We start from the raw sequence: 16,614 nt of genomic DNA, 5'->3' as shown, positions 1-16,614 counted from the left end.
ACCCTGGACCTATGCCGGACACCCTGCCCGCCCGCGCCGGTCTCGAACTGGACCGGCTGCACGAGCTGATCACCGACCGCCGCGTCGCCGTACTGACCGGTGCCGGAATCTCCACCGACAGCGGCATTCCGGACTACCGCGGGCCTGGCTCACCGCCCCGCACCCCGATGACCTATCAGCAGTTCGTCGGCGATCCGGTGTTCCGGCAACGATATTGGGCGCGCAATCACGTCGGCTGGCGACGCATGGACGCCGCGCGGCCCAATCCCGGGCACCGGGCGCTGGCCCGCCTCGAGCGCGGCGGCCTCGTCACCGGCGTGATCACCCAGAATGTCGACCTGCTGCACACCAAGGCGGGCAGCCGCCGCGTGCTCGACCTGCACGGCGCCTACGCGCGCGTGCGCTGCCTGCGGTGCGCGGCCCTGATCTCGCGGATGACCCTGGCCGAACGGCTCGAGGCCGCCAACCCGGGCTTCGCCGAAACAGCGAGCGCCAGCGGACTCGAGGTGGCTCCCGACGCCGACGCGGTGGTCGCCGACACCCGACACTTCCGGACGGTCGACTGCGCCCACTGCGGCGGCATGTTGAAACCCGACATCGTCTACTTCGGCGAGAACGTGCCCAAGGACCGCGTCGCGGTCGCCTTCGAACTCGTCGACCAGGCGGACACGCTCCTGGTCGCGGGCTCGTCCCTGACGGTCATGTCCGGCCTCCGATTCGTCCGCCACGCCGCCAAAACGGGCCGCCCGGTAATCATCGTCAACCGCGGCCCCACCCGCGGCGACGACCTCGCCGCCCTCACCCTCGACACGGGCTGCTCCCCCGCACTGTCGGCCCTGGCCGACCGCTACGCCTGAAATCTCCACTCCACCATGACATTTCGACATGTGCGGATCCGAGCGAAACCGTGAGCACGACGCGCACCGGCTCTACGATCGGGCGTGACACTCGTCCGCACGAGCAATGAGCAGGATCTCATCGAATCGTAGTGGCGGGCGGCCGCAGTCGGTGAAAGTGCGAGACCGAGCAGTTCGCTGCCGGTTCACGCAACCCGCGAAGTACCTGCCGCACGCACCGCTCCGGCGACGGAATCGCCTGTGAGCTCGGACAATTGGAGGTATGTCGCCCGGAGGTCCCGGGCCAGGTCCGCTGCGAGGCCCAGGCGGACCATGCCGCGCTCGCAATCGACCACCACGCCGCCGACGCCGTCTCCGGCCAGTCTGCGGGCCGCGGTCCGGGCGCGCGGCACCGGGTCGACCCCGCCGGTGGCGCGGCCGTCGGTGAGCAACACGAGCATCGCGCGCCGCCGCGGGTCCCGCACGCGCTCGCGCCGGACGATCTCGCGGGCGCGCACCAGCCCGTTCGCGAGAGGCGTCTTGCCTCCGGTCCGCAGGTCGGCCAGGCGCCGCACCGCGATGTCGACCGAAGAGGTCGGGGGCAGCACCAAGTCGGCCTCGGCGCCGCGCATGGTGATCACGGCGACCTTGTCCCGGCGCTGGTAGGCGTCGCGCAGTAGCGCCACGACCGCGCCGGTGACGGCGGACAGCCGGTCGCGGGCCGCCATCGACCCGGACGCGTCCACCACGAATACCACCAGATTGCCTTCGCGCCCTTCGCGATACGCGCCGCGCAGATCGCCGACCCGCAGGGCGAGCGGCCCTGCGGACCGGCCGCGCGCACGCTGATGCGGGGCGGCGGCGAAGAGGGTGCCCAGCAGATGCAGCCCGGCCGAGGTGTCGGAGGTCGAGCGCACGACCCGCCCGTGCCTGGAACGCGCCCGCGAGCGGCGACCCGGTGCGCCCTCCCCTAGACCCGGAATTTCCCAATGCGGCGGGCGCGCACCGGAATTCACCGGAGTCGCGGCCCTACCCTCACGAGCGCCTCCACCCGGCCCGCCCTCGGGCGAATCGGGCCCGCCGCCCGGATCCTCCGGCCCGTTGTCGGGATCATCCGGCCCGCCGCCATCAGCACCGCCCGGCTCATTGTCGGCATCGTCGGGCCTGTTGTCAGCACCGCCCGACCCGTCTTCGGCATCGTCGGGCCTGTTGTCGGCACCGCTCGGCCCGTTGTCGGGACCATCGGTGTTATCGGGGCGATCGGGGCCACCGTCTCCGGGTTCCGCTTCGCTTGTGCCCGATTCGGTTTCGGATTGCCCGGCCTGCTCGCCCGCCTGCCGCATGGCCTCGTCCAACTGGTCCTCGCTGATGCCCGGCTCGTCGAACGGATCGCGCCGACGCCGGTGCGGCAGCGCCAGTTCCGCGGCGACGCGGACGTCTTCGGCTGTCACGCGGTCGCTTCCACGCCAGGCCGCGTGCGCGGTCGCGGTGCGGGCCACGACCAGATCCGCCCGCATGCCGTCGACGTCGAAGGCAGCGCACAGCGCCGCGATCCGGCGCAGCTCCACATCGTCGAGCGCGACCTCGCCGAGCCGGCCCCGCGCGCCGAGAATCCGCTCGGCCACCTCCCGGTCGACGCCGGAGTAGCGGGCGGCGAATCCCGCCGGGTCGGCCTCGTAGTCGAGGCGGCGGCGCACCACCGCCATCCGCACGTCCACGTCCCGGGACGCCGCCACGTCGACGGTCAGGCCGAACCGGTCCAGCAGCTGCGGACGCAATTCACCCTCCTCCGGATTCATGGTGCCGACCAGGACGAATCGCGCCGGATGCGAATGCGACACCCCGTCGCGCTCGATATGTACGCGGCCCATGGCCGCGGCATCGAGCAGCACGTCCACCAGGTGGTCGTGCAGCAGGTTCACCTCGTCGACGTAGAGCACCCCGTGATGGGCGGCCGCCAGCAGGCCGGGCCGGAACGCCTGCTCGCCGTCCCGCAGCACCCGCTCCAGATCCAGCGATCCGACCACCCGGTCCTCGGTCGCGCCGACCGGCAGCTCCACCAGCCGCGCGGGGCGCTCCCCGCGCTCGTCCACGACCGGCGGCAGCAGCTGCGCCAGCGCCCGCACCACGGTCGATTTCGCGGTCCCCTTCTCGCCGCGCACCAGCACGCCGCCGATCCCCGGATGCACCGCGCACAGGATCAACGCCAGCTGCAGCCGCTCCTGCCCCACCACCGCCGAGAACGGAAATCCGGCCTCGTCACGCGCTGACGTGGTCGTATCGGTTCGCGCAGCCACAGTGGTTCGGGATTCGGGCACGCCCCAACTCTAGGCGCGTCACCGCCGTGGCCCCGCGCCGCCCTCCTGTGAACAACCGCACTCACACAACTCTTCGCAACACCGCTGTCGAAAGTTGGAGCACACGCGGGCCGGGCAGCTGGCAACCAGGATCCGGGTAATCACCAGCCTCGCCCCTCCGCCCTGGACATGGTCGGCCATGGCGTCGTCGGTCGAGTACATGCGCAGGCCGTATCGGGCCGCGATATGCCGGGCGACGGTCGACTTGCCCGCACCGCTTCCCCCGCCGACCCAATAGATATGCCGCAACCGTGCTGCGGCGCGGCGCTGGTGATCAGCGTCGACGCCCATCGAATCCAGTATTGCAACGGCCCGACCCACTGTGCACCGGAAGCCGATTACGCTGTGCCGGTGCGTGATCTGGCGAACGGATTCGGTTACCTCGTGCGTGGGCAGCGGTGGGTGGCGACCCATCGGCGCTCGCTGGGGATGGGGCTGGCGCCCGGGGTGATCGCGCTGGTGCTGTACCTGGCCGCGCTCATCGCGCTGGTGTTGTTCGCGGGCGACATCGTGGACTGGGCAACGCCTTTCGCCGACACCTGGGACTCGCCGTGGCCGGGGCTGCTGCGGGGATTCCTGGCCGTGCTGCTGGTCGTGCTGGGGCTGCTGCTGTCCGTGATCACCTTCACCGCGGTGACGCTCGCGATCGGTCAGCCGTTCTACGAAGCGCTGTCCGAGCAGGTCGACCGGTCGCAGTCGCCCGACGGCACCGCACCGGGGTCGGGCCTGCCGTTCTGGCGCGAGCTGTGGATCTCGGTGCGCGACAGCGTGCGCATCGTGGCGCGGGCCGCGCTGTGGGGCGTGCTGCTGTTCGCCGCCGGATTCCTGCCCGTGGTGGGCCAGACCGTGGTCCCGGTGCTGGTCGTGTGCGTCACCGGATACTTCCTCACCCAGGAGCTGACCTCCGTGGCGATGCAGCGCCGCGGCGTGGCACTGCGCGAACAGCTCGCGGTCCTGCGCACCCGCCGAATGCTGGTGTGGGGCTTCGGAACTCCCCTCGCCGCGGCGTTCCTGATCCCGTTCGTGGCGGTGTTCCTGATGCCGGGCGCCGTCGCGGGCGCGACGCTGCTGGTACGCGAACTCGACGACCGAGACCTGCCGGAACGGGCGTCCGGACCGCCGGGAGCCTAGGCACCGCAACGAGTTCGCCGCACCGTGGAGCGAAGTCCCACGTCAAAGGCCCAGGCCCGCTCACCCGGGACAGAAGGTGAGCGGGGCGCCGGGAATACTGTGGTGGTTATCCGCGGCGCATCGGGACGTGGGGGATGCCGTCTTCGATGTATTCCTCGCCATCGGCTTGGAAGCCGTGCTTGGTGTACATGTCGACCAGGTAGGTCTGGGCGTTCAAACGGACCGTGGCCGAACCGGTTTCGGCGAGGGCCGCCTGCAGCAGGCGGGTGGTGTAGCCGTGCCCGCGTGCGGGCGGGGAGGTGCACAGGCGGCCGATGCGGAAGGTGTCCACGCCGTCGTGGTGCTCTTCCAGCAGCCGGAGGGTGCTGATGATCTCGCCCTCGTCGTCCAGCCAGAGGTGCCGCGTCTCGGGCAGCAGGTCGAGGCCGTCCAGTTCCGGGTACGCGCACTTCTGCTCGACGACGAACACCTCGACACGAAGCTTCAACAGCTTGTACAGGGTCGCGGTGTCCAGATCTGCGGCCCACGACCTTTTGAGAGAAACCGTTGACATCATCGCGTCTTGCTATCACATAGCCCGGGGCTACGCGACCCCGGCGGGCGTCGGCGTGTTGTCGACCAGGTTGTCGCGCGTCAGGTGCAGGGCCTTGTTCGACCAGTCCCACACCTCGCCGTAGAGCGCCCGGTTCTCCGACAGCTTCAGGCCCAGCGACGGAACCATTTCCTTCAGCTTCGGCGTCCACCCGGCGTACTCCTGCGGGAAGCACCGCTGCAGCACGTCCACCATCGCGCTGACGCATGTGGAGGCGCCCGGCGAGGCGCCGAGCAGACCGGCGACCGAACCGTCGCCCGCGGCGATCACCGCGGTGCCCAGTTCCAGCACCCCGCCGACACCCTTGCGGCGGATGATCTGCACGCGCTGCCCGGCGGTGATCAGCTCCCAGTCCGGCCCCTCGGCGCGCGGGATGAACTCCTCCATCGTGTTCACCTTGCCCGCGGGCGACTTGAGCAGCTCGCTGACCAGGTACTTGACCAGGCCCAGTTCGGTGACGCCGACGCCCAGCATCGGCGTCAGATTGCCCGCTCGCACCGACTTCACCAGGTCGGTGAGCTTGCCGTCCTTGAGGAACTTCGGGGTCCACCCGGCGTAGGGGCCGAACAGCAGGCCCGCCCGCCCGTTGATCACGCGAGTATCCAAGTGCGGCACCGACATCGGCGGCGCGCCGACGGCGGCCTTGCCGTACACCTTGGCGTTGTGCTGCTGGATCAGCTCGGGATTGGTACAGCGCAGGAACTGACCGCTGACCGGGAACCCGGCGAAGCCCTTGATCTCCTTGATCCCGGACTTCTGCAGCAGCGGCAGCGCGTAGCCGCCCGCGCCGACGAAGACGAACTTCGCGTTCACGGTGCGGGTGGCGCCGGTGCGGGTGTTGCGGGACCGCACGTTCCAGCTGCCGTCGGACTGCTTGTCCAGATCGAGAACCGCGTTGCCGAAGGCGATTTCGACGCCGCTGGCGCCCAGATAGGCCAGCAGTTGCTTGGTCAGCGAGCCGAAGTCGATGTCGGTGCCGAAGTCCGTCCAGTTCAGCGCGACCGGATCGGAGTAGTCGCGGCCCTTGGCCATCAGCGGCAGCCGCCGCGCGAATTCGTCGGGGGCGTCGATGTACTCCATGCCCTCGAACAGCGGGTGCCGCGACAGCGCCTCATAGCGCTTGCGCAGGTAGTCGACGTTGTCAGCGCCGTGGACGAAGCTGACGTGCGGAATCGGGTTGATGAACGCCGACGGATCGCCGAGCACCCCGTTCTCGACGGCGTACGCCCAGAACTGCCGCGACACCTGGAAGCGCTCGTTGATGTCGACGGCCTTGGACACGTCGACCGAGCCGTCGGCCTGCTGCGGACTGTAGTTCAGCTCACAGAGCGCGGAGTGGCCGGTCCCCGCGTTGTTCCACGGGTCGCTGCTCTCCGGCGCGGCGGCGTCGAGCCGCTCGAACATGGTGATCGACCAATCCGGCTGCAGCTGACGTAGCAGTGCCCCGAGAGTGGCGCTCATGATCCCGGCACCGATGAGTACCACATCGGTCTTTTCAGTCATCGCAGCGTTCGGCACGGGTAGTTCGACTTCCTTGTCCTGCGCGGGTCAGCAACTTCAGCGGGAAGGTTACCCGCCGTTCACTTCAACCTGATTCTGCCCCTCACCATGCCCGATTCGGAAAGGGCCTACGCGTGGTGTGACGGACTTCCCTCCCGCTGCCGCGGCTGAGCGGGTCGAATATCGTGGAGCTGTGACGAACGAGACGCCGGTGGCACCCGTACACACCGAGGCCTGGCAGGTCGATGTGCTGGGCACAGGGTACGAACAGCTGACCATCCCGCTGGGCGCCGACCCGGACGGCGAGGGCACGGCCGAGGCCACGCTGGTGCGCTACGCGGCCGACGCTCCCGAGCGGGCCACGGGCGTAGTGCTCTACGTCCACGGCTTCACCGACTATTTCTTCCAGCGGCACGTGGCCGAGCACATGGTCTCGCGCGGATACCGGTTCTACGCGCTGGATCTGCGCAAGTGTGGCCGGTCGCTGCGGCCGGGGCAGACCGCGCACTACGTCAGCGATCTGGCGCTCTACGACGCCGAACTGAACGAGGCGCTGCGCATCGTGCGCGCGGAGACCGGACTGCCGGTGCTGCTGATGGCGCACTCCACCGGCGGACTGGTGGTGCCGCTCTGGCTGGACCGGCTCAATCGGTCCGAAAGCGGTACGGCACAGGCCATTACGGGCCTGGTCCTGAACAGCCCGTGGTTCGACCTGCAGGGCCCCTCCTACTACCGGACCGTCGGCACGGCCGTCATTCACGGGCTGGGGCGGCTGCGGGCGATGACCCGGCTGCCGGGCGCGGAGGTGGACACCTACGGCGCCAGCCTGCATCACAGCGCGTCCGGCGAGTGGGACTACAACCTGGACTGGAAGCCGTTGGCCGGATTCCCGGTGCACTTCGGCTGGTTGCGGGCGATCCGGCAGGGGCATGCGCGGTTGCAGCGCGGGCTCGACATCGGGGTGCCGACGCTGATTCTGCGGTCGAAGGTGACGAAGTTCATGCGCCGGTACGGGCCCGCGGCCGATATCGCCGACACGGTGCTCGACGTACGCCAGATTCAGCGCTGGTCGGGCTGTCTGGGCGACCGCACCAATATCGTGCCGATCGAGGGCGCGCGGCACGACGTGTTCCTGTCGTCGGAGCCGGTGCGCGCGGCGGCCTTCGGCGAACTCGATTCTTGGTTGCGCTGGCTGGCCGAGTTCACCGCGAAACCCGCACGCGCGAAGTAGTTCTCAGCGCGGATTCACCACAGGCCGCTGCGCAGCACGATCTCGGTGGCCAGCTCGTGGTCGGCCTCCGTGGCGACGTGGGCGACGTCGACCTGCGTGACCCGGAATTCGCCGTAGACGTGGCGGCCGCTGGCATCGGCGGCGGTGCGCGGCAGGTGTTTGGTGGCGATCACGGTGGTGGGCAGCTCCACGGCCGGGCAGGTGGGGTCGCCGACCGTGCCGTCGGCGACCGGGACGGCCGGATGCGCCCGCCCGGCCACGACCAGTCCGATGAACCGGCCGAAACCCCGCGCGGACAGCTGCCAGGCCAGATCCGCACCCGCGCCGACCCCGGCCAGATTCGCCCAGGGGACGCCGAGATCGTCGAGTATGGCGTACACCGCCGTCGCGTCGAGGTCGTCGAGCGTCTCGACCGCGATCGTGCGCAGGTCGGAGGTGTGCAGGCGCGTGGCCACCCGGTCGTAGACGTCTACCGGGTCGCCCGCGTCGGGGAGCAGCAGCACGGTGTGCCGCGAGTGCGGTCCGCCGACTCGCACGGTCCACGCGCGGTCCCCGACCGCGATCCGCCGAGTTTCCATGGAGCCCCACGCTACACGCCGCGGCAGCGCCCGACCCCGTGTTGCTGCCCACCATTCAGGCCAGTAGACGCATTACCTCGGAGGTCGCCGCGGGATGGTCCACGGCCCCTGCGTGCGAGACGGCCGTCGCACGACACCACGGCCGCCGGCGGCGGTGCACCGGCGGTGGGTGCGGTCACGTATTCGCCGAGGCACCGCAGGTGTCAACGACCGATCGTGAGGGTGGGGAGGCCGGATGGGGCGCCGGTGGTGAGCAGTCGTTCGAGACGGTCGAGGTCGAGATGCTTCTCGATCAGGTCGGCCAGCAGGTCCAGCTGGGAGGTGCGGATGTCCGCTACCGAAACATCTTCGGCGACAACGAAACCCGTGCGACCCGCCTGCTCTGCGACCTGTCGGAGCCAGGATCGCCGGAACTGGTCGGACTCCAGTACGCCGTGCAGGTGAGTGCCCCAGATCGCGCCCCGCACACTGCCCTCCATGCTGCCGTCGGCCAGTTCCAGCCAGGCTCGCTCGGCGTTGTGACGCACGCGTCCGTGGTGAATCTCGTATCCCCGCACCGTGATCCGCGCGTCCGACGCTGCGGCCCCGCTCGGGCCCGTGGCCAAATCGCCGCCGTCGCCAGGAACACGCACCGGCGTGCTCTCGGACACGGAATCCTCACTCTCCCGGTCGACCACATGGCCACTCGTGCGGCACAGCACTTTCGGGTTCACGAATTCGATCTCCAGGTCCAGCAGGCCGAGTCCCGCGACCTCCCCGGCCGTGGATTCGACCTCATCCACGATGCGTTTGCCCAGCATCTGGTAGCCGCCGCAGATGCCCAGGATCGGGCTGCCCGACCGGGCGCGGGTGGTCAGTGCATCGGCTATTCCGGTGCGGCGCAACCATTCCAGATCGCTCACGGTGGACTTGCTGCCCGGCAGGACCACGAGATCGGCGCCGACCAGCCGCGAGGGATCGCTCACCCAGTGCACCGAGACGCCCGGTTCGCAGGCCAGGGCCTCGATATCGGTGGAGTTGGAGATGCGCGGCAGCCGGATCGCCGCGACCGTCAGCCACTCGGCGCCGACCGGCGGCCGCGGACGGCCGACTGGGGCGTCGGAGACGGTACCGAGCGAGTCCTCGGCGTCGATCCAGAGTTCGTCGGCATAGGGCAGCACGCCGAGGGTGGGGCGGCCGGTGAGCGCGGTCAGCTGTTCGAGGCCGGGGCGCAGCAGTTCGGCGTCGCCGCGGAACTTGTTGATCACGAAGCCCGAAATCAGTTGCTGGTCCTCGGGTTCGAGAATCGCCACGGTGCCGAACAGGTGCGCCAGCACGCCGCCGCGATCGATGTCGCCGACGAGCAGCACCGGCAGGTCCGCGGCCCGCGCCAGACCCATGTTCGCCAGATCGGTTGCCCGCAGGTTGATCTCGGCCGGTGATCCGGCGCCCTCGCAGATCACCACGTCGAATTCGTCTCGCAGCGAGGCCAATTCGTCGGCGACCACCTGCCGCAGCCGCTGCCGGTGGCGGAAGTAGTCCCGCGCCCCCACAGTGTCGACCGCGCGCCCGCGCACCACCAGCTGCGACCGCCGATCGCTGCCGGGCTTCAGCAGCACCGGGTTGAACCGCACACTCGGCTCCAGGCCGCACGCCCGCGCCTGCAGCGCCTGCGCCCGCCCGATCTCCCCGCCGTCCAGCGTCACCACCGAATTGTTCGACATATTCTGCGCCTTGAACGGCGCCACCCGCACCCCCCGCCGCGCCAACACCCGGCAAATCCCCGCCACCACAACACTTTTCCCCGCATCGGAGGCGGTCCCCGCCACCAACAACGCCCCCCTCACGGGAGGGTGAGGATCTCGGCGCCGTCGTCGGTTACTACCAGGGTGTGCTCGAACTGGGCTGTCCATTGGCGGTCCTTGGTGACCACGGTCCAGCCGTCGTTCCAGATTTCGTAGTCGATGCCGCCGAGGTTGATCATCGGCTCGATGGTGAAGGTCATGCCGGGCTCGATGACCGACTCGACAGCGGGCTGGTCGTAGTGCAGGATTACCAGGCCGCTGTGGAACGTGGGGCCGACGCCGTGGCCGGTGAAGTCGCGCACCACGCCGTAGCCGAAGCGGTTGGCGTAGGACTCGATCACCCGGCCGATCACATTGAGCGCCCGGCCCGGACGGACGGCCTTGATCGCGCGCATGGTCGCCTCGTGCGTGCGTTCCACCAGCAGCCGCGCCTCCTCGTCCACGTCACCCGCGAGAAAGGTCTTGTTGGTGTCGCCGTGCACACCGTTGATGTAAGCCGTGACGTCGATATTGACGATGTCGCCGTCCTCGATCACCGTCGAGTCGGGGATGCCGTGGCAGATCACCTCGTTCAGCGAGGTGCAGCACGACTTCGGGAAACCCTTGTAGCCCAGCGTCGACGGATAGGCGCCGTGATCGCACAGGTACTCGTGCACGACGCGGTCGAGCTCGTCGGTGGTGGTGCCCGGTGCCACCGCCCGGCCCGCCTCCTCGAGCGCCTGTGCCGCCAGCTTGCCCGCGAGCCGCATCTTCTCGATGGTCTCCGGGGTCTGCACCCAGGGCTCGCTGCCCTCGTTGACGGTCTTCTTCCACGCGTACTCCGGGCGCTCGATCGACCGCGGAACCTCGCGGATCGGTGACTGGGTTCCGGGAACGAGCGGTTTGCGGGTGCGGACAGACATGCTCATAGGGTATCCGGACGCGCAGCGTCTCGGTGGAGGGCGGCGGGCCGGCCTCTCCCGCCCTCAGCCGATGTCGAAGTGACGCCAGTGCCCGTGCAGTCCCTGACCACGTAGCGAGGTGCTGCGCCCCGCACGGATCGGGTGCAGGGTGATGAGTCCGAACCCGATGCGGACGGCGGTGGGCAGGCTCTCCGGGTGCGCGGTGAACACGGGGTTGCCATCGATCTGCCAGGTGACACTGCGCCGGTCGCGGTCGACGGTCACCGCATAGTGGTGGAACCGGGCCGGTGCGATATCGATACCGGCCAGCGGAGCGTGGACCACGTGGGTGAACGCGTCCGCCGGATCGACGACCCCGGGCACGAACAGGCGCTCGTGAATGGCGTGGGCATGGCGGCTGGTGACGATGAGATCGAAGACGTCCGCACTGGTCATGTCGAGGACGTTGAAGGCCGCGAATCCGTCGCGGTAGTCGTCGCCGCCGGTGCCGATGTTCTCGGCGGCCATCTCCACCGAGAATGTGCGGGGGCCGTTCGTGAGATCGAATTCCTCGGTCGACACGAGCAGGTGTTTGGGATTGTCGAGGATCTGCACCCGCGAGTGCGACCGGGTGAATTCGTCGACTCGGACCGCGACGGCGCCCTCGCCGACATCGGTCTTCGCGTCGGGTTCGCGGTAGGTCCAGGTCTGGGTGTCGTCGAGGGGGACCTGGAGGAATTGCCAGCGGTCCTCGCGCAGGGCGGGGCCGGACAGGTCGTCGTAGCGGGGCATCGCTCTCGTTCTTTCGGTCCGTGCGGTCAGTCTGCGGCGGGACGGCGCAGCGGGGTGACGACCGCATCGCGTCGGGCGGTCTTGTAGCCCACTCCGCCGAGCAGCAAACGCTTTTCGGTACAGCGGGACTCGAGCGCGGGTCCCATGGGCCACCAGTCGTCGAGTTCGACCAGGCCGGGCTCGAGCATCTTCAGATCCCCGAAGAATGCGGCGATCTCCTCCCGGGTGCGGTACCAGCCCGACCCCAGACCCGCTGTGATGAAACGCTTTTGGAGTTCCACCGCCATATCGTGGGCGTCGGAACCGTCGGCCGGATCCCAGAAGTGGGTGATGGCCACGTAGGAACCGACCGGTATGGCATCGATGTAGTGGCGCATGATGCCGACGGGATCGAGGGCGTCGTCGACGTGGTGCAGGATGCCGCACAGGATCAGCGCCAGCGGCCTGTCCAGGTCGAGATGGGAGACGACCTCGTCATGCTGCAGCAACGTCTCGGGCTCGGTCAGATCCGCGGGGACGAAGTGGGTGTACTCGTTGCGCTCCAGCAGCACTCGCCCGTGCACGTTGCAGACGGGGTCGTTGTCGACGTAAACCACTGCCGCGGAACGGTTCTGCTGCTGGGCGATCTCGTGGGTGTTACCGACGGTGGGCAGGCCCGCGCCGATATCCAGGAACTGATCGATACCGGCCGGTCCGGACAGGTAGCGGACCACGCGATGCAACCACTGCCGGTTCATCCACGCGACTTCGCCCTGTCTGGGCGCGATTTCGGCGACCTTGTCCCGGACCACGCGGTCGACGTCGTAGTTGTCCTTGCCACCTAGCGTGGCGTCGTAGACGCGGGCGATGCTCGCCCGCTCGGTGTCGACTCCGACCGGTACACGCACCCCGGTGACCGGGGTGGATTCGGACACGTCGGGCATTTCAGCCTCTCTGAGCAGGGGTGACGTAATTCATCAGCCTAGAGCCGCGCGCGGTTGTGCGGCAACGAAACCGAAAAATCCGCGGCTCGGTACGGCTCTCCTGATCGGTGACCGCTGGTCGGTCGATGCCATGATCGACTCCAATACCGATGCGGTACTTACGGTTTGCGACCCGCGACCGATGGTGGTCAATCTTGTTGGAGTTGAAAGATATTCACATCCGACCGCGTCGAATGGCATTACTCTCTCGGCCGCACACAAGGCCGCGGTTCGTGAATTCGAGTGCAGACAGGTAAAATTCGCGGCCTGCGGGGGGCAGCCGAACGAGGCTAGCCACGACGATCGACATCGCTACTGCGGCCGGAGGCGGTCCATGACCAACGAGCACGACAACGACGTGGAACCGGCGGTGACCGAACGCGGTCCCACGGTGTTGCGCATCGCGCTCGGCAGCTGGCTGCGTCGCCTCCGCGAGGACTGCGGCATCAGTCGGGAGGACGCGGGCGAGGCGATCCGCGGATCGCACGCCAAGATCACCCGCCTCGAGCGCGGGCAGACCGGCTACAAGGAACGCGACGTCCGGGACCTGCTCACCCTCTACGGTGTGCACGACCCCGAACGCCGGGAGGCCTACCTCGACATGGCGCGCCGCGCCAACCAGCCGGGCTGGTGGCACAGCTACAACGACCTGCTGCCCTCCTGGTTCGAGACCTACCTGGGGCTCGAGCACGCCGCGACGACCATCCGGACCTACGAGCCGCAGTTCGTTCCGGGCCTGTTGCAGACGGCCGACTACATCCGCTCCCTCCTCACCGGAGGGCCGCCCGGGGAGACCGAGCGCCGAGTCGCGATGCGCGTGCGTCGCCAGCAGATTCTCACCCGGCGCGACGCGCCCACGCTCTGGGCGGTCATCGACGAGAGCGCGCTGCGGCGTCCCGTCGGCGGGCCACAGGTCATGCTGGCGCAGATCGACCATCTCCTACACACCGCCGCCACGCTGCCCAACGTCCGGATTCAGGTCCTGCCGTTCAGCGCGGGCGCCTCCGCGTCGCCTGGCTGCCCGTTCAGCATCCTGCGCTTCCGCGAGACCGAACTGTCCGACCTCGTCTACAGCGAACAGCTGACCAGCTCGGTGTACCTCGACAAACAACGTGACGTCCAGGCCTACATGTCGGCGATGGACCAGCTCAGCGTGCAGTCCCTGCCGCCCCGCGCCAGCATCGAATTCCTCGCCGCCGCCCGCGGCGATACCGGGGAGCGAGACCAAACCGGTTAGCACCGCGGAATACATCCGGACCATGGTCCGTTTAGCCTGTCGACAACACCGACAGAGGACGGGCACATGGAACTGGGACTGACAACCTTCGCCGAACGGCATGCCGTCGGCGATCGCCCCGCGCCGAACGCGGGCGAGCGGCTGCGCCAGGTGGTCGAGGAGGCGGTGGCCACCGAGCGCGCGGGCCTGGACGTGTACGGCGTGGGCGAGCACCACCGCGCGGATTTCGCGGGCTCGGCGCCGGAGATGGTGTTGGCGACCATCGCCGGCCGGACCGAGCGTATCCAGCTGACCACCGCGGTCAGCGTGCTCAGCTCCGACGATCCGGTCCGGCTGTACGAGCGCTTCGCCACTCTGGACGCGCTGTCGAGCGGCCGCGCCGAACTGATGGCCGGTCGCGGCTCGTTCATCGAATCGTTCCCGCTGTTCGGCTACGACCTCGGCGACTACGACGAACTGTTCGCCGAGAAGCTGGATCTGCTGCTGCGCCTGCGCGAGGACGGGCCGGTGACCTGGTCGGGCAAATTCCGCGCACCGCTGCGCGACACCGTCGTGTATCCGCGCACCGATCGGCCGCTGCCGGTGTGGATCGCGGTCGGCGGCAGCCCGGAATCGGTCGCGCGGGCCGGGCTGCTCGGCCTGCCGCTGGCGATCGCGATCATCGGCGGCGCACCGGCACGGTTCCGGCCGCTCGTCGACCTGTACCACCGCGCGCTCGAGCAGGGCGGGCACGAACCGCGGCCGATCGCCGTGCACGCCCACGGCTATATCGCCGATACCGACGAGCAGGCTGTCGCCGACTTCTACGAGCCCTACGCCGCCGCGATGAGCGGACTGGGCCGTGAACGCGGGTGGGGACCGATGACCCCGGCCCAGTTCGACGCCCTGCGCGGACCCGGCGGTTCGCTGTTCGTCGGCACCCCCGACCACGTGGCGGAGAAGGTCGCCGACATCCGCGACACCCTGGGCCTGGACCGGTTCATGCTGCATCCGAGCGTGGGCACGCTGCCGCACGACCGGGTGCTGCACACCATCGAACTGCTCGGCGAGAAGGTCGCGCCCCAGGTCCGCTGAGGGGCCGCGTCGCGAAAAGGCCAGGCCCCCGGACCTTTGGCGGGCCCGGGGGCGTCGTCGTGCGGAACAAGTTCTACTTGTTCGCCTGCGCCTCGGGTTCCCTCCCGTTACCTTCGCCATCCTGGGTGTACCGGGTCCCGGTGCCGCTGTTGTACTCCGGTTCGCCGTCCTCCCCTTCGCCGCCCTGGGTGAAGCCACCTCCCTCACCGGTGCTGTCGCTGCCCTTGTCGCCAGGGGCATTGCCGCGGTTCCGGCTGGAATCGCCCAGGTTCGTGCCGTTCCCGGCGCCTTCCTCGCCGCTTCCCGGCTTGTCACTCCGGCTCGCGCCTTTGTCTTCGGACGTCCCGTTCTCGGTTCCGGCATCCTTTTCTTCGGTCGCGCCCTGATTGGAGGTATCGCTGCTTCCGCTGGACGGAATCGGCAGTTGCGGAGCTTCGGCGTTTGCGGCAATCGGCGCGACGACAATGCCCGCGACGGCCGCGAGTGTGACGACACTGCGAATCATGTGGGAGTCCTTACTGGTCTCGGTGTGTTTCGCATCGGGTCGATCTCGTGCATCCTCACGATAGGGGCGTGACATAATTCCACCTGGCAATCATGTAGTTACCCGCATGCTCGGCGTGTCGTCACGCTCACCCGGATGTGCGCGACCACAAGGCAGCGCATTCCCCGGCCGACAAGGCAGCGCATTCCCCGGCCGACAAGGCAGCGCATTCCCCGGCCGACAAGGCAGCGCATTCCCCGGCCGACAAGGCAGCGCATTCCCCGGCCGACAAGGCAGCGCATTCCCCGCCGCGCGGCCCCCTGGGGCCGCGCGGCGGGGATCTATGGCAGGCCGCGATGTTGGGGAGAAGGTGAGCGCCAGTCAGCTCCGAAGATGTTGCGGTGGACGGCTATTCGCGGAGGGTGGTTTCGAAGGCGATGCGGTCGCCGCGGTAGAGGGCGCGGACTCGTTCAATGGGGTGGCCGTCGGCGTCGAGGGTGCGGCGGTGCAGGAGGATCATCGGGAGGGCGGTGGTGCATTCCAGCAGGGCCGCCTCGCGCGGGGAGGCGAGCACGGTCTCGATGCGCTCGCGGGCAGAGGCGAAGACGACGCCCGCGGCCCGGATCGCGGCGTACAGCGATGTGGTCGGGTCGTAGTGCGCGCGCAGCCCGCCGAAGCGCTCCCTGGTGAGGAAAGTGCTTTCCAGGCCGATCTTTTCGTCGTCGGCCAACAGGATCCGCTCGAGGTGCATGATCGTCGTGCCGGTCGCGACGCCGAGCGCGGCGGCGGTATCCGCATCGGCGGGCACGTCGTCCCAGCCCACCAGCACGCGTCCCGGCGTGCGGCCCAGGCTGATCGCCGCCTCGGTGTAGGAACGCAACGACAGCGGCTGCACCAGCTTCGGCCGCGATACCACGGTACCGCGGCCCTGCCGCCGAATCCGACCCTCCACCAACAGGTCTCGCAGCGCCTGCCGGACGGTCTCGCGCGCCACCTCGAACCGCCCGGCCAGCTCGCGCTCCGACGGAACCGGATCCCCCTCCTCGAGCCCGCCGATGATGCGCTCGATCTGCGTGCGCACGCGGTAGGCCTTGGGCAGCCGGTTCTCCGAATCCGCACGGCCGCTCGGCATGTCGCCGACACCGGGACCGGGCGTCACCGCTGCCACATCGGTT

15 protein-coding genes are annotated in these 16,614 nt (G+C 69.1%); 5 read left to right on the top strand and 10 right to left on the bottom strand.

From position 1 onward, the window contains the following. The first annotated feature begins 11 nt into the window (after positions 1–11). Positions 12–857: an NAD-dependent protein deacetylase gene (locus tag ACYVLQ_RS26380; RefSeq protein WP_460700216.1), complete on the top strand. Its 846-nt coding sequence runs from the start codon at positions 12–14 to the stop codon at positions 855–857. A 185-nt stretch (positions 858–1,042) separates the two neighbouring features. Here ACYVLQ_RS26380 and ACYVLQ_RS26375 read toward each other — a convergent pair whose 3' ends face one another. Beyond that, positions 1,043–3,154, bottom strand: coding sequence for a VWA domain-containing protein (locus tag ACYVLQ_RS26375; RefSeq protein ID WP_460700215.1), 2,112 nt, complete (start codon positions 3,152–3,154; stop codon positions 1,043–1,045). Positions 3,155–3,544: 390 nt separating this feature from the next. On the opposite strand from ACYVLQ_RS26375, the gene ACYVLQ_RS26370 reads away from it, so the two are divergent. Beyond that, a complete protein-coding gene (locus ACYVLQ_RS26370) occupies positions 3,545–4,324 on the top strand; it encodes an EI24 domain-containing protein (RefSeq protein WP_460700214.1) in 780 nt (259 codons plus the stop codon). 106 nt (positions 4,325–4,430) lie between these two features. On the opposite strand, the gene ACYVLQ_RS26365 is transcribed toward ACYVLQ_RS26370, so the two are convergent. Next, a complete protein-coding gene (locus ACYVLQ_RS26365; RefSeq protein WP_460700213.1) occupies positions 4,431–4,880 on the bottom strand; it encodes a GNAT family N-acetyltransferase in 450 nt (149 codons plus the stop codon). 27 nt (positions 4,881–4,907) lie between these two features. Further along, positions 4,908–6,419, bottom strand: a complete 1,512-nt coding sequence (mqo, locus tag ACYVLQ_RS26360) for a malate dehydrogenase (quinone) (protein ID WP_460700212.1) — start codon at positions 6,417–6,419, stop codon at positions 4,908–4,910. Positions 6,420–6,609: 190 nt separating this feature from the next. On the opposite strand from mqo, the gene ACYVLQ_RS26355 reads away from it, so the two are divergent. Next, entirely contained in the window at positions 6,610–7,647 is a 1,038-nt protein-coding gene (locus ACYVLQ_RS26355; protein WP_460700211.1) for an alpha/beta hydrolase, read from the top strand. Positions 7,648–7,661: 14 nt separating this feature from the next. Here the strand turns inward: ACYVLQ_RS26355 and ACYVLQ_RS26350 are convergent, their stop codons facing one another. The 5 genes from ACYVLQ_RS26350 to ACYVLQ_RS26330 form a co-directional block, all read right to left on the bottom strand. Continuing rightward, entirely contained in the window at positions 7,662–8,225 is a 564-nt protein-coding gene (locus tag ACYVLQ_RS26350; protein ID WP_460700210.1) for an alpha/beta hydrolase, read from the bottom strand. Between the two features lie 203 nt (positions 8,226–8,428). Beyond that, complete coding sequence (locus tag ACYVLQ_RS26345) at positions 8,429–10,051, bottom strand: cobyric acid synthase (protein ID WP_460700209.1); 1,623 nt, start codon at positions 10,049–10,051, stop codon at positions 8,429–8,431. After that, positions 10,048–10,911 carry a type I methionyl aminopeptidase gene (gene map, locus ACYVLQ_RS26340; protein ID WP_460700208.1) on the bottom strand — a complete coding sequence of 288 codons (864 nt, stop codon included), beginning with the start codon at positions 10,909–10,911 and terminating at the stop codon, positions 10,048–10,050. Before map ends, ACYVLQ_RS26345 begins: the two co-directional genes overlap by 4 nt. Positions 10,912–10,974: 63 nt before the next feature. After that, on the bottom strand, positions 10,975–11,682 hold the full coding sequence (locus ACYVLQ_RS26335; RefSeq protein WP_460700207.1) for a DUF6081 family protein: 708 nt from the start codon (positions 11,680–11,682) through the stop codon (positions 10,975–10,977). Between the two features lie 26 nt (positions 11,683–11,708). Further along, positions 11,709–12,605 (bottom strand): SAM-dependent methyltransferase, encoded by an 897-nt coding sequence (locus tag ACYVLQ_RS26330; protein WP_460700206.1) that lies wholly within the window; start codon positions 12,603–12,605, stop codon positions 11,709–11,711. Positions 12,606–12,978: 373 nt separating this feature from the next. On the opposite strand from ACYVLQ_RS26330, the gene ACYVLQ_RS26325 reads away from it, so the two are divergent. After that, positions 12,979–13,881, top strand: a complete 903-nt coding sequence (locus ACYVLQ_RS26325; RefSeq protein WP_460700205.1) for a helix-turn-helix domain-containing protein — start codon at positions 12,979–12,981, stop codon at positions 13,879–13,881. Between the two features lie 66 nt (positions 13,882–13,947). Continuing rightward, positions 13,948–14,955, top strand: a complete 1,008-nt coding sequence (locus ACYVLQ_RS26320; RefSeq protein WP_460700204.1) for an LLM class flavin-dependent oxidoreductase — start codon at positions 13,948–13,950, stop codon at positions 14,953–14,955. A 73-nt stretch (positions 14,956–15,028) separates the two neighbouring features. On the opposite strand, the gene ACYVLQ_RS26315 is transcribed toward ACYVLQ_RS26320, so the two are convergent. Both ACYVLQ_RS26315 and ACYVLQ_RS26310 read right to left on the bottom strand, forming a co-directional pair. Further along, entirely contained in the window at positions 15,029–15,460 is a 432-nt protein-coding gene (locus tag ACYVLQ_RS26315; RefSeq protein ID WP_460700203.1) for a hypothetical protein, read from the bottom strand. Between the two features lie 388 nt (positions 15,461–15,848). Then, entirely contained in the window at positions 15,849–16,571 is a 723-nt protein-coding gene (locus ACYVLQ_RS26310; protein ID WP_460700347.1) for a GntR family transcriptional regulator, read from the bottom strand. Positions 16,572–16,614: the final 43 nt, after the last annotated feature.

Source organism: Nocardia thraciensis (genome assembly GCF_054782435.1).
Note: the sequence above shows the minus strand (reverse complement) of the source record. Positions and strands in the feature narration are given on the sequence as shown.

Bases quoted from the DNA above. Each gene is read 5' to 3' on its own strand.
- ACYVLQ_RS26310 (WP_460700347.1), bottom strand. From the start codon at position 16,571: ATGCCGAGCGGCCGTGCGGATTCGGAGAACCGGCTGCCCAAGGCCTAC.
- ACYVLQ_RS26335 (WP_460700207.1), bottom strand. From the start codon at position 11,682: ATGCCCCGCTACGACGACCTGTCCGGCCCCGCCCTGCGCGAGGACCGC.
- ACYVLQ_RS26315 (WP_460700203.1), bottom strand. From the start codon at position 15,460: ATGATTCGCAGTGTCGTCACACTCGCGGCCGTCGCGGGCATTGTCGTC.
- ACYVLQ_RS26380 (WP_460700216.1), top strand. From the start codon at position 12: ATGCCGGACACCCTGCCCGCCCGCGCCGGTCTCGAACTGGACCGGCTG.
- ACYVLQ_RS26350 (WP_460700210.1), bottom strand. From the start codon at position 8,225: ATGGAAACTCGGCGGATCGCGGTCGGGGACCGCGCGTGGACCGTGCGA.
- map (WP_460700208.1), bottom strand. From the start codon at position 10,911: ATGTCTGTCCGCACCCGCAAACCGCTCGTTCCCGGAACCCAGTCACCG.
- ACYVLQ_RS26325 (WP_460700205.1), top strand. From the start codon at position 12,979: ATGACCAACGAGCACGACAACGACGTGGAACCGGCGGTGACCGAACGC.
- ACYVLQ_RS26365 (WP_460700213.1), bottom strand. From the start codon at position 4,880: ATGATGTCAACGGTTTCTCTCAAAAGGTCGTGGGCCGCAGATCTGGAC.
- mqo (WP_460700212.1), bottom strand. From the start codon at position 6,419: ATGACTGAAAAGACCGATGTGGTACTCATCGGTGCCGGGATCATGAGC.
- ACYVLQ_RS26320 (WP_460700204.1), top strand. From the start codon at position 13,948: ATGGAACTGGGACTGACAACCTTCGCCGAACGGCATGCCGTCGGCGAT.
- ACYVLQ_RS26330 (WP_460700206.1), bottom strand. From the start codon at position 12,605: ATGCCCGACGTGTCCGAATCCACCCCGGTCACCGGGGTGCGTGTACCG.